This is a genomic window from Nonomuraea roseola (assembly GCF_039535395.1).
Lineage (GTDB): Bacteria > Actinomycetota > Actinomycetes > Streptosporangiales > Streptosporangiaceae > Nonomuraea > Nonomuraea roseola.
The window spans coordinates 39,615-52,109 of sequence record NZ_BAAAXC010000008.1 but is presented as its reverse complement, the minus strand read 5'-3'; the positions used below and the strand labels follow the sequence as shown (position 1 = coordinate 52,109).

The window sequence follows — 12,495 nt, the reverse complement described above, 5'->3', positions numbered from 1 at the left end:
CCAGAAAACTAATGTGCCGGGCAACGGAAAAGGGAGGACGCCTTGCCCGGTAACAATCGCGACCGCAGTCCCTGGTACTGGCTGCTGCTGGTGCCCATCGCCGTCCCGTTGATGACGTTCCTGTTCAACGCCGCCGAACCCACGCTGTTAGGCTTCCCGCTCTTCTACTGGCTCCAGCTCGCCTTCATCATCCTCGGCGTCGCCACGACGACCCTCGTCTACAGGATGACGCGATGAACCCGGGCGAGCACGTCACCGAGATCGTCATCTTCACCGTTCTGTTCCTGGTGGTCAGCGGCATGGGGTTCGTGGCCGCCCGCTGGCGCAGGCCCCAGGACCTGGCGTCGCTGAACGAGTGGGGTCTCGGCGGGCGCAACTTCGGCTCGTGGATCACCTGGTTCCTGGTGGGCGGCGACCTCTACACCGCCTACACCTTCGTGGCGGTCCCCGCGCTGCTGTTCGGCGCGGGCGCGATGGGGTTCTTCGCCGTGCCGTACACGGTGATCGTCTACCCGCTGGTCTTCCTGGTCCTGATCAGGCTCTGGTCGGTCTCGCACGTGCACAGCCTGGTCACGCCCGCCGACTTCGTGCGGGTGCGGTTCGGCTCGCCGACGCTGGCGCTGCTGGTGGCGATCACCGGCATCGTGGCGACGATGCCCTACATCGCGCTGCAGCTGATCGGCATCGAGGCGGTGCTGAAGACGATGGGCATCGGCGGCAGCGGGCTGCTGTCGGACCTGCCGCTCATCATCGCGTTCGTCATCCTGGCCGCCTACACCTACCAGTCCGGGCTGCGGGCGCCGGCGCTGATCGCCTTCGTCAAGGACATCCTGATCTACCTGGTCATCCTCGTCGCGATCATCTACATCCCCGCCAGGCTGGGCGGCTGGGAGGTGATCTTCGGCAGGGCCCAGGAGAAGTTCGCCGCCACGCCGGCGCCGGGCGACGGCATCCTGCTCAACGCCAACAACCAGCTGCAGTACTTCACGCTGGCGCTGGGCTCGGCGCTGGCGCTGTTCCTCTACCCGCACAGCATCACCGGCGTGCTGGCCTCCAGGAACCGCAACGTGATCAAGCGCAACATGTCCGCGCTTCCCGCCTACAGCCTGCTGCTCGGCCTGATCGCGCTGCTCGGCTACATGGCCATCGCGGCGGGCGTGAAACCGATCGGCACCGACAACAACACGGTCGTGCCCGTGCTGTTCGACCAGATGTTCCCGGACTGGTTCGCCGGGATCGCGTTCGCGGCGGTCGGCATCGGGGCGCTCGTCCCCGCGGCCATCATGTCGATCGCCGCGGCGAACCTCTTCACCCGCAACATCTACCGCGAGTACATCAACCCGCAGGCCACCGACGCCCAGGAGGCGGGCGTCAGCAAGCTCACCTCGCTGGTGGTGAAGGTGGGCGCGGTGCTGTTCATCCTGCTCATCGACCCGCAGTTCTCCATCGACCTGCAGCTCATCGGCGGCGTGATCATCCTGCAGACGCTGCCGTCGGTGGCCATCGGGCTGTTCACGCGGTGGTTCCACAAGGCGGGGCTGATCGCGGGCTGGGTCGCGGGCATGGGCGGCGGGCTCGTCCTGCTCTACAACATCTCCAACCCGGCGATCAAGCACGCGCACTTCGGCGGCTCGGCGTTCCCGCTGGAGAAGCTCGGCTTCGACACCAAGATGACGATCTACGCGGGCTTCCTCGCGCTGCTGCTCAACCTGATCGTGGCCGTCGTGGGCACGCTCGTCGCCAGGGCGGCCAAGGTGCCCGACGGCCCCGACGGCACCAGGCCCGACCACTTCACCGCCGACGAGGGCGATCCGCGAGTCAAGGATCTGGAACTCGAGTCATCGACGTAGCGAATTTAGGCCAAACCGTAACAAGCTTATGTGCTGTGGTTAAAACCTCCGGAACGTTAGTGTGCGTGCAACTTCTTTCGTTCCGGAGGGTGATCACTTGTCCAGCCCCGAAACCGGGCAGGAGCGCGGCGACCGCAGTCCGTGGAACTGGCTGCTGTTCGTGCCGATCGTGCTGCCGCTGCTGACCTTCCTGTTCAACTCCGACGAGCCCAGGGTGGCGGGCTTCCCGCTGTTCTACTGGCTCCAGCTGGCCTTCATCGTCGTCGGCGTCGTCTGCACGACGATCGTCTACAGGATGACCAAGTGAGCGGCCAGCACACGACCGAGCTGGTCGTCTTCGTCGCCCTCTTCCTGGTGGTCAGCGGCATGGGCTTCGTGGCCGCCAAGTGGCGCAGGCCCAAGGACATCGAGAGCCTGCACGAGTGGGGTCTGGGTGGCCGCAACTTCGGCACCTGGATCACCTGGTTCCTGGTGGGCGGCGACCTCTACACCGCCTACACCTTCGTGGCCGTCCCCGCCCTGGTCTTCGGCGCCGGCGCGCTCGGCTTCTACGCGCTGCCGTACACGGTGGTGGTCTACCCGCTGGTCTTCCTCGTGCTGGCGCGCATGTGGTCGGTCTCGCACGTGCACGGGTTCGTCACGCCCGCCGACTTCGTCAGGGCCAGGTTCGGCTCGCCGACGCTGGCGCTGCTGATCGCGATCACCGGCATCGTGGCGACGATGCCCTACATCGCGCTGCAGCTGATCGGCATCGAGGCGGTGCTGAAGGCGATGGGCATCACCGGGCACCTGCCGATCATCATCGCGTTCGCCATCCTGGCGGCCTACACCTACCAGTCGGGCCTGCGCGCCCCCGCGCTGATCGCCTTCGTCAAGGACACACTGATCTACATCGTGATCCTGGCCGCGGTGATCTACATCCCGGCCAAGCTGGGCGGGTGGGGCAGCATCTTCGACGCGGCGGCGGAAAAGTTCGCCAAGACCCCCGCGCCCGGCGACGGCATCCTGCTCAACGCCAACAACCAGCTGCAGTACATCACGCTGGCCTTCGGCTCGGCGCTGGCGCTGTTTTTGTACCCGCACAGCCTCACCGGCGTGCTGGCCTCCAAGAACCGCAACGTCATCAAGCGCAACATGTCCGCCCTCCCCGCCTACAGCTTCCTGCTCGGCCTGATCGCGCTGCTGGGCTTCATGGCGATCGCGGCGGGCGTCAAGCCCATCGTCAACCCCGAGACCGGCAAGGGCGACAACAACACGGTCGTGCCCGTGCTGTTCGACCAGATGTTCCCCGACTGGTTCACCGGTGTGGCCTACGCGGCGATCGGCATCGGCGCCCTGGTACCCGCGGCCATCATGTCCATCGCGGCGGCCAACCTGTTCACCCGCAACATCTACCGCGAGTACCTCAACAAGCAGGCCACCGACGCCCAGGAGGCCAAGGTCTCCAAGCTGGTCTCGCTCGTGGTCAAGGTCGGCGCGGTGCTGTGCATCCTGCTGCTCGACCCGCAGTTCTCCATCGACCTGCAGCTCATCGGCGGCGTGGTGATCCTGCAGACCCTCCCCTCGGTCGCGCTGGGCCTCTACACCCGCTGGTTCCACAAGGGCGGCCTCATCGCCGGCTGGGCGGCCGGTCTGGCGGCGGGCATGTGGATGCTCTACCTGATCCCGAACCCGGCCAACGGCAAGCTGCACTTCGGCGGCTCGGCCTTCCCGCTGGCCAACTTCGGCTTCGACACCAAGGCCACGCTGTACGCGGGCGTCATCGCGCTGACGGTCAACCTGGTGGTCGCCGCCGTGGCCACCCTGATCTTCCGCGCGGCCAAGGTCGCCGACGGCGAGGACGCCACCTCCCGCGGCGACTACTTCGCCGACGAGGGCGACCCCAAGGTCAAGGACCTCGATCTGTCGGGGGCGCACTGACCCTGCCGGTGTCCTGAAAGGGGGTGAGTATCCCGGTACTCATCCCCTTTCGTCGTCTCGCTCCTACGATGGCGCCATGGATCGGGAGAGAGCGGTCACCATCCTGCGGGCGATCTCCGGCTACCGGCTGTCCGAGGGCCGTTGGGCACGCGTCGACCGGGCGCTGCGCGCGCTGGACGAGGCGGCGAGCTCGGGCGACCAGCGGGCCGCGGCGCTGGCCGTCAGGGACCTGGATCTGATCGGCCCCGTGCGGCTGAGGAACCGGCACGGCGACCCACCGAGGAGGCCGATCCCCGAGGAGACCAGGGAGCGGCTGAACCGGCTGGTCGTCGAGTTCGAGGAGCGGGAGCCCGCCGAGGATGGATGAGCGGGCGCTGGTCGTCCACGTCTTCGCGCCCGCCTCCGGCTGCGGCGAGCAGCTGACCGCGCTGTGGGAGCGACTGGGCGAGGACCTGGGCATGACGTGGTCCATCCCCGAGCTCGGCCCCTACCGGCTGGGCCTGGACGAACCGGCGCGCAGGCCCGTGCTGGCCGCGCGCCGGTCGCGCTCCCGGGAGGAGATCGTCGAGGCCGTCGTACGGCGCAGGCACGACGTGCTGGCGCTGACGGTCGGCATGTCCCCGCCGGCACGGGACGAGGTGAGCTGGCGCGAGCTGGAGGAGCGCTGGACCCGGACGGCCGGTGACCTGCCGGCGTGGGCGCTGGGCGAGGCGCGCCTGTTCACCGGTGTCGCCCACGACCTCACGGCCCCTCCCGCCGAGGCTCCTCACGGCTTCCCTCTGTCGCAGCTGGGCACGGCGCTGCTGGTCGACGGGCACACGGCCGTGTGGGAGCAGCGGGGAGCCGACGACCGTCTCACGCGCAGGCTGCTGGTGATCAGCGCGGTACACCGGCAGGACGACTCGGAGGCGTGGATGTGGACGCCGGGAGGGGACTCCGTCCCGGCCCTCACCCTCCACCTGCTGCACGCCGCGAAGGTCAGGCACCAGCTGAGGCAGCGCGACCGCTTCGACGCCGACGAGGTGCTGCGGCGCGCCGACGAGGCGCTTCGCGAGCGGCACAGGGCCTCCTCCGACGACCCCGCCGAGCGGCTGCTGGAGGTCAGGCGGCGGCTGTCGGGCCTGCTGTCCGGCCCTGACGGGCTGACCAGGGCGACGACGCTGCTGCGGGAGATGGAGCGCACCGTGCGCATCGCCGAGGCCAACCTGCGCCCCTCGACGACGCTGGCGGCCACACCTGGCCCCGTCCGCGACGACCTGGAGCTGGCCGCCTGGCTGGGTCAGCGGCTCGATGACGACCTGCTCTACCTCGAAGCGGCCAGGGAGCGCGTGCGCGACGGGCTCACCGAGGCGGTCCAGGCGGCCGAGGAGGCGGTGCAGGACCGGCGCGAACGCCTGCAGCACCGCCAGGAGGAGGTCCAGCGCCACCGCGAGCGGCTCAACCTGTTGCAGGCCGCAGTGGTGGGCGCGGCGCTCATGGTGCTGGCCGCGATCCAGGCCTTCGGCTACCGGGTGCCGCTGCCGGGCTCCGTCACGCCGGCGGTGATCGCCACACTGGGCTCGCTCGCGCTGCTGCTTGCCACGGTCACACTCTGGACGGCGGGCGAACCAGGCGCGCCCGGACAGCGCTGGACGCGCCTGGCCATCAGGGGGTCGGCCGGGCTGGCGTGCGCGGCCCTGGCCTGGGTGGGCTGCGCGCTCGCCTTCCATCTCGCCACGGGCACGGCCGCGCCGCCCGGCTGGACGGCGGGGCTGGCCGCGCCCGCGTTCGTCCTCGGGGCGTGGGCGGTCAGGCTCCGCTGAGCCGGTCGCCGCTGGTGGTCAGCGTCAGGGCCCGATGTGGGTGAAGGGCGCCCACAGGATCGGCAGGCCGGGGTGCTCCTCCCGCAGGGCGCGCACGGCCAGGTGCAGGCCGAGGGCGGCGGCGCGCGGGTCGGGCGGCCTTGTCCCGCCGCCGGTCATCATCGCGTAGACCGCCTCCGCCACCACGGGCGCGTGGCGGTCGGCGATCGGCCACAGCGAGCCGATCACGCTGGGATAACCGGCCAGCTGGACCGTGGCGGCCAGGCTGACGCACTCGTCGGCCAGCACGTCGCCGCCGCGCGAGGTCTCGCACCCGCTGAGGAAGGCGAACTCGGCCCGCTCCAGCCTGGCCGTGGCCAGCTCCCTGACCGTGAGCGGCCCGTCGTGCAGCAGCAGCCGTCCCTGCGAAGGGTCGCCGGGATCCTGTTCGGCGTGGCAGGCGAAGTGCGCCCACGGGCTGGCGGCCAGGGCGTCGAGGACGGCCTGCCGTACCGCCGAGGGCCCTTCCAGGCAGATCGCGCCGGGCAGCAGCCGCCTGACGACCTCGCTCTCGCGGGCGACGCCCGGCAGGTCGTCGGCGCCCGGCGTGCTGGGCAGGGCGACCAGCAGCGAACGGCCTGGCGCGGTCGGCGCCGCCTGCTCACGGGCATGGATGAGCGCGCGCAGGGTCGGGGTGACCGACGAGGCGGCGACGTCGACGGTGATCGCGTGCAGAGGCAGCAGCGACAGCGCGCCCGTGGGGCACCACCACAGGCGCGGCCACGTCGCGCCTGGCAGGGGCGGCGCGCCGAGTAAGGCGAGCACCGGGCGGCCGATCACCTCGGTGAGCCATTCGAGGGCCGCGGGTACCCGCTCCAGCAGCTCGGGGTCGGGGTCGTCGTCGTGGGCGTAGGCCCCGACCGCCTCGACGAAGCCTGCCGCCCGCTCGGCGACCTCCTGCGCGCGCAGCCCGGGCAGCGGAACCAGCGTGACGCCTTCGGCGGTGACGACGAGCGCGTCGCAGCGGTACCTGCTGACGTTCACCACCACCACCGGACCCTCGGCCGCCGCGGCGCGCAGGTCGGCGAACGGCGGCGGCCGCAGGAAGTCCGCCAGCCCCGGCAGCGCGCGGATCGCGGCCAGCGTCTCCTCTCTCTCGCGGGCCAGCACGTGCCGCCTGTCGAGGTCCTCGACGGTGTCGAGGCCGTCCTGGATCTCCGCGAGGCGGTCGGCGAGGGCGGGAGCGGCCACACGCAGCGCGTCGTGTCGCGGGCGCGCGTCGATGATCTGGGCGAGCAGGACGCCTCTGCCCTGCTCCAGCAGCTCGATCGCGAGTTCCGGACGGCCGGCGGCGATCGCGCACGCGGCCGCGTCACTGGCCAGCCCCTGGAACCCCGACAGGGCCCGCTCCTGTTCCTGGCGGCGCATGCCGCGCCAGGCGGCGGCGTCGAGCAGGCCCACCGCGGTCGCGAAGGCCAGGACGGCGGCGGCGGGTCCCTCGTGCTCGGCGACGAACTCGCCCCAGTGCTTGGCCACCCCCGCCCGCCAGGCGGGGGCAGCGGTCTCGACGGAGGCGGCCGCGGCGAACTCCCGCGCCGCCTCCTCACGGTCGCGCTCGTCACCCGAGCGCCGCCACCGGTCGGCCAGCGCCTGCGCCAGGTGGTAGCGCGTGATCGACAGCACCGGCTCGTCCTCCGCCGCACCCGCCGCGGCGCCACGCAGCGTGCGGATCGCGCCGTCGAGGTGGCGTCCCCTGCCGGTCATGGCGGCGCGCACGTGCAGCGCAGTGCCCAGCTGACCTGCCGCGCGGGCTCTGTCGGGCTCGCCTCGCGCGGTCCTGTCCAGGACCTCGCGCAGGATGGCGATCGCCTCGTCCAGCAGTTCGCCCTGCCCGAGCCTGCGCCGCTCGGCCAGCTCGGCGACCGGCGGCTCCTCGCCCCTCAGCAGCGACAGCGCCAGCGCGGCGTACTCCTCCCCCGTGAGGTCGCCGTCCTGAGCCTGGAAGAAGCGCAGCACCAGCGCGGTGGCCAGGCCCGTGGGCGCCTGGGTGTTGGTGGGCGGCGCCGCGGCGACGGCCTCGCGCATGACCGCGACCGCCTCCTCGAGCAGCTCCTGCCGCAGCAGCGCCCTGCCGAGGTTGGTCAGGATCATGTGGCGTTGCAGATGCTCCTTGGGAGCCTCGTCGAGCGCCTGCCGGTAGAGAGACACCGCCTCCGTCAGGGCGTCCCGCTCGCCGACCCTGTCGAACCGCATGACCAGCACGGTCGCCAGCGACGCGATCCAGCCGCCCCTGTGCGGGTGCAGCGGCGGGGTGATCGAGACGCACTCGCGCAGCGCTGCGACCGCCGCGTCCAGGTCGGCGGTCGAACCGGTCACCTCGTGCCTGCGGCCGAGCGCGTTACCGAGGTTGGCCAGGTACAGCGGCCGGTAGTGATGGCCGGCTGGAGTGGCCTCGACGGCGGCCCTGTGCGAGGCGATCGAGTCGTCCAGGTCGGCGCGGCCGCCCCAGCGCTCGTAGCGGCCGAACAGCGCCGAGCCCAGCCCGGTCAGCGCGATGCCGCGCTCGGCGTGGTCGGGCGCCGTCTCCCGCACCGCCTGCCGGTAGCTGCCGATCAGCTCGCGCTGGAGCGCGTCGCCGCCCTCGACGCCGTGCTTGAGCGCCAGAGCGTTGGCGAGGTTGACCAGATAGAGGCCGTGGTCGGGATGGCCGGCGGGCAACGTCTCCACAGCCTGCCTGAGCACGTCGATCATCTCGTCCACGCCGCTCAGGTCGCTCATCCACTCCATTTTGTGGCCGAGCATCCTGCCGAGATTGGTCAGCACGGCCGCCCGCTCCTTTCCGCTGGGCGGGGCCTCCCTCAGCGCGTCGCGCAGCATCGAGATCGCGCCGTCGATCTCCTCGATCCGGCCCGAGCGCATGGCCTGCTCGACGACGGCGCCTCCCAGGTCGCTCAGGACGGCGGCGCGCAGGTCCGTCCCGATCGTGCCCCTCTCCCGCAGGTTCCTGGAGATCTCGCGCAGCTGGTCCAGCTGCTCGTGGTCCAGCGGAGGCAGCTCGCCGTACAGCAGGGCGCCCGCGATGAGGTGGATCTGCCTGCGCATCGGCTCGGGCACGCCGGGCAGCCCCGCGCGGACGACGTCGAGCGCCTTTTTGAGGTCGTCCTCGGCGCCAGGCTCGTCGCGCACCAGCACCAGCGCGGCGGCCAGCTTGGCGGATCTGAAGATCAGGGCGGGGTCGCCCTGCGGCGTGGCCGCCACCGCGGCGCGCAGCTTGGCGGCGTACTCCCGCGCGTCGGCACGCCTGCCGTCGCGCTCGTAACGGCGGTGGTAGGCCTCGGCGTGGTTGCTGAGCGCCAGCGTCGCCTCCTCGCTCCCCTGCGGCAGCAGCGACTCCGCCTCGGCGAGCACCTCGATCGCCTGGTCGAGATGGCCGGGCGGGCCGCCCGAGCGGTAGTCGTTGATCAGCGCGATCCCTCTGCTGACGCGCACCATGCCCGCGGCCGGATGTCCGGGGGGCGCGGCCCGCACCGCCCGCTCCTGCAGGGACAGCGCCTCGCGCAGCAGCTCCTTGTCCTCGCCGTGGTCGAAGGCCATCGAGAGCGCGTCACCGAGCGCTGAGAGGCGTTCGGGGTAGAGGGGGGTCGTCCTCGGAGGTGAGCGCGAGCGCCCTGCGACCGGCCGCGATAGCCCGATGCAGCTCCTGCGGATCACCGCTCTGGGCGTACCTGACCAAATGGCCCATGGCCAGCGCCGCCGCCATCCTCGCCCGCATCGCTCTGAACCCGCCTGCGTTCATGGCTCCAGAGTGCCGCCGAGATGCCCGACGCGCCTGAGTATCCGGCTACTCAGGCGAGATGACGCGGGTTGGCAACCATCAGCTTGTCCCTGACGGCGGCCGTCAGCACGCCGAGCAGCTCCTCCTCCTCGAACCTTCCCTCCCGGACCGCCGCGGCGAGCTCGGCGTCGTCGGCCACGCCGAGCCGGTCGAGCCGTTCGGCGTGCGCGAGGGCGTGGGAGGGCCCGAGTTCGAGCTCGCGCTCGACCATGCCGAGCACGTTGACCGCCACCCTGGTGTGGAAGCGCACGCGCCCCTCCACCTCGGGCAGCACGTCCCGCTCCAGGAACTCGCGCACGGCCGCGACCAGCTCCGCCGCCGTGGGCACGTCGTGTGGCGCCGCCATAAGGAACCCCTTATTGACTATGCAACGGGTTTCGGGTTGTGATCCTTTCATGACCTTCGCCGTCCCCGACAGTGTCAGGCCGGTGCGCGACGCCGTCCACGCGTTCATGACCGAGCGGGTCGAGCCCGCCGAGCCCGCCCTGCTGGAGGACGACGGCTCGCTGCTGCGTGAGCTGCAGCGGGAGGCGAAGAAGGAGGGGCTGTGGGCGCTCGGGCACCCGCGCGAGCTCGGCGGCGGCGGGCTGCCCTTCCTCGACTACGCCTACGTCAACGAGGTGCAGGGCCGCAGTGAGTTCGGGCAGCTGGTGCTGGGCACCTTCACCCTGCAGGACTCGCTGATGCTGCACGAGCACGCCTCGCCCGCCCAGCGTGAGCGTTACCTGAAGCCGCTGGTCGGCGGCGACATCTGGCCCAGCTTCGCGATGACCGAGCCGCTGGTCTCCAGCAGCGACCCGACCCAGCTGAGGACCGCCGCCGTGCTGGACGGCGACGAGTGGGTGATCAACGGGCACAAGTGGTTCACCACGGGCGCGTCGAGGGCGGCGTACACGACCGTCATGTGCAGGACCGAGCCGCAGGAGGCGCCCCCGCACCTGGCGTTCTCGATGATCCTGGTGCCGACGAGCACGCCCGGCTACACCATCGTGCGGGAGACCCCCGTGCTCGGGCTGTCGGGGGCGCACTGCGAGGTGCGCTACGACGACGTGCGGGTGCCCTCGGCCAACCTGCTCGGCCCGAGGGGGCAGGGGTTCGTGATCGCCCAGAGGCGGCTGGGCCCCGGCCGCATCTTCCACTGCATGCGCTGGCTCGGCCAGGCGCAGCGCGCCTTCGACCTGATGTGCGGCAGGCTGCACGCCCGCTCGGCCTTCGGCGAGCCGCTGGCGCGCAAGCAGCTCATGCGCCAGCACGTGTTCGACTCCTACGCCGAGATCCAGTCGGCCAGGCTGCTGACGTTGCACGCGGCGCACGCCATGGACGCCGGCCAGGACGCCCGCGTCGAGATCGGCGCGATCAAGGTGGTCGGCGCGCGGATGCTGCACAACGTGATCGACCGCGCCATCCAGGTGTACGGCGCCGCAGGCCTGACCCCCGACACGCCCCTGGACCGGATGTACCGGCACGCGAGGGCGGGCCGCATCTACGACGGCCCCGACGAGGTCCACGTCGACTCGGTCGGGCGGCGCATCCTCGGCGCCTACGCGGCGGGCGGCAACTGGGAGTTCGGGCTGCGATGATCTCCACCATCGTCGAGGAGGCGTTCGGGAACGGGTGCGAGGTCGTCTCACGGACCAGGCTGTCGGGCGGCGCGTCGAGGGAGACCTGGGCGGTGGACGTCGTCGACGGCGACGAGCGCCCGCACCGGCTCGTCGTCCGGCTGGCCGCCGCGCACGAGGACCAGGGGGCGGCGCCCGGTCTGGGCCGCGGGCTGCTGGAGGAGGCGCGGCTGCTCAGGGCGGCGGCCGCGGCGGGGGTGCCGGTTCCCGAGGTGGTGGCGGCGGCCGAGCCTTACCTGGTGATGAGCAGGGTGGAGGGCGAGACGATCCCGAGGAGGATCCTGCGCGACGAACGCTACGAACGTGCCAGGCCGCTGCTGGCGGCCCAGTGCGGGACGGCGCTGGCGGCGGTGCACAGGATGCCGCTCGACGCCGTCGAGCGGGCCGAGCCCGAGGATCCGCTCGCCAGGTGGCGGGAGGTGCTCGACCTGACGGGACAGCCACACCCGGTGTTCGAGCTGGCCCTGCGCAGGCTGGAGCGGACCAGGCCGGACAGCGCCCGCACCACCGTCGTGCACGGCGACTTCCGCAACGGCAACCTGGTCGTCGGGCCCGAGGGGGTGCGCGCCGTCCTCGACTGGGAGCTGGCCCACGCGGGCGACCCGGTCGAGGACCTCGGCTGGCTGTGCGTCAAGGCGTGGAGGTTCGGCGCGAAGGCTCCCGTCGGCGGGTTCGGCGAGTACGACGACCTGGTGGCGGCCTACGAGCGCGCCTCGGGCCACCGGGTGGACAGGCGGGCGCTGCGCTGGTGGGAGACGTTCGGGGTGCTCAAGTGGGGCGTCATCTGCGTCACCCAGGCCCTGCGGCACCTGACGGGCGCGACCAGGTCGGTGGAGCTGGCCGCGATCGGCAGGCGCGTCTGCGAGACCGAGTGGGACCTGCTGGAGGCGCTGTCAGCCGACCGTGTTTGAGATGAAGGCGGCCACGATCACCTCGACCAGCCCCTCCACCACCTGCTCGCGCCCGACCTCGGGGTGTTCGAGCCACCAGTCGCCGGTCGTCTGCACCATGCCGACGAAGGCGTGGCCGAGGATCTGCGCCCGCACGGGGTCGGGCACCACCTGCTCGGCGGCCAGTACCGCGCCCAGTTCCTCGCCCAGCCCGCGCACCAGCGCCGTCATGTGGCTGCGCACGCCGGTGTCCTCGGCGCTGGCCCGGTGGAACAGGAACCTGTAGAGGTTCTGGTTGGCCGAGATGAGGTCGAGGTAGACCTCGACCGCCGCGCGGGCCCGCCCTCGGGGGTCGGTCCTGGTCCTGACGAACTCGGGGCGCAGCTGCGCGATGACCCTGCGCACGTGCCGGTCGGCCAGCGCCTGGTACAGGCCGCTCTTGTCGCCGAAGTGACGGTAGAGGATCGGCTTGGTGATCCCGGCCTCGGCGGCGATGGCCGCCATCGACACGTGGGGCCCTTCGCGCAGGATGGCCCGGTCGGCGGCGTCGAGCAGCGCCTTGCGCCGATCGGGGTCCCTACCGTTCACGGGGCCAGGATA

The 12,495-nt window shown here is 71.6% G+C and carries 11 protein-coding genes; 8 read left to right on the top strand and 3 right to left on the bottom strand.

The window, feature by feature from the left end; genetic code table 11:
* The first annotated feature begins 42 nt into the window (after positions 1 to 42).
* From ABFX55_RS08595 to ABFX55_RS08570, 6 genes are all read left to right on the top strand, one after another.
* Entirely contained in the window at positions 43 to 237 is a 195-nt protein-coding gene (locus tag ABFX55_RS08595; protein WP_346119342.1) for a DUF3311 domain-containing protein, read from the top strand.
* Complete coding sequence (mctP, locus tag ABFX55_RS08590) at positions 234 to 1,850, top strand: monocarboxylate uptake permease MctP (protein WP_346119340.1); 1,617 nt, start codon at positions 234 to 236, stop codon at positions 1,848 to 1,850. The genes ABFX55_RS08595 and mctP (ABFX55_RS08590) overlap by 4 nt, the downstream gene beginning before the upstream one ends.
* Positions 1,851 to 1,947: 97 nt before the next feature.
* Complete coding sequence (locus ABFX55_RS08585) at positions 1,948 to 2,157, top strand: DUF3311 domain-containing protein (RefSeq protein WP_183661454.1); 210 nt, start codon at positions 1,948 to 1,950, stop codon at positions 2,155 to 2,157.
* Complete coding sequence (gene mctP, locus ABFX55_RS08580) at positions 2,154 to 3,770, top strand: monocarboxylate uptake permease MctP (protein ID WP_346119338.1); 1,617 nt, start codon at positions 2,154 to 2,156, stop codon at positions 3,768 to 3,770. Before ABFX55_RS08585 ends, mctP (ABFX55_RS08580) begins: the two co-directional genes overlap by 4 nt.
* A 76-nt stretch (positions 3,771 to 3,846) precedes the next feature.
* Positions 3,847 to 4,137, top strand: coding sequence for a CATRA system-associated protein (locus tag ABFX55_RS08575; protein WP_346119336.1), 291 nt, complete (start codon positions 3,847 to 3,849; stop codon positions 4,135 to 4,137).
* Positions 4,130 to 5,572, top strand: a complete 1,443-nt coding sequence (locus tag ABFX55_RS08570) for a CATRA conflict system CASPASE/TPR repeat-associated protein (RefSeq protein ID WP_346119334.1) — start codon at positions 4,130 to 4,132, stop codon at positions 5,570 to 5,572. The genes ABFX55_RS08575 and ABFX55_RS08570 overlap by 8 nt, the downstream gene beginning before the upstream one ends.
* Before the next feature lie 24 nt (positions 5,573 to 5,596).
* Here ABFX55_RS08570 and ABFX55_RS08565 read toward each other — a convergent pair whose 3' ends face one another.
* The gene (locus ABFX55_RS08565; RefSeq protein ID WP_346119332.1) at positions 5,597 to 9,145 is read right to left on the bottom strand and encodes a CHAT domain-containing protein; all 3,549 of its coding nucleotides are present in this window, start codon (positions 9,143 to 9,145) and stop codon (positions 5,597 to 5,599) included.
* Between the two features lie 251 nt (positions 9,146 to 9,396).
* Entirely contained in the window at positions 9,397 to 9,732 is a 336-nt protein-coding gene (locus tag ABFX55_RS08560) for a DUF6285 domain-containing protein (protein WP_346119330.1), read from the bottom strand.
* 49 nt (positions 9,733 to 9,781) lie between these two features.
* Here ABFX55_RS08560 and ABFX55_RS08555 point away from each other — a divergent pair, with 49 nt between their 5' ends.
* On the top strand, positions 9,782 to 10,966 hold the full coding sequence (locus tag ABFX55_RS08555; RefSeq protein ID WP_346119328.1) for an acyl-CoA dehydrogenase family protein: 1,185 nt from the start codon (positions 9,782 to 9,784) through the stop codon (positions 10,964 to 10,966).
* Complete coding sequence (locus tag ABFX55_RS08550) at positions 10,963 to 11,916, top strand: phosphotransferase family protein (protein ID WP_346119326.1); 954 nt, start codon at positions 10,963 to 10,965, stop codon at positions 11,914 to 11,916. The genes ABFX55_RS08555 and ABFX55_RS08550 overlap by 4 nt, the downstream gene beginning before the upstream one ends.
* On the opposite strand, the gene ABFX55_RS08545 is transcribed toward ABFX55_RS08550, so the two are convergent.
* Complete coding sequence (locus ABFX55_RS08545) at positions 11,899 to 12,483, bottom strand: TetR/AcrR family transcriptional regulator (protein WP_346119324.1); 585 nt, start codon at positions 12,481 to 12,483, stop codon at positions 11,899 to 11,901. The two genes, ABFX55_RS08550 and ABFX55_RS08545, sit on opposite strands and share 18 nt — an antisense overlap.
* Between the last annotated feature and the right edge of the window lie 12 nt (positions 12,484 to 12,495).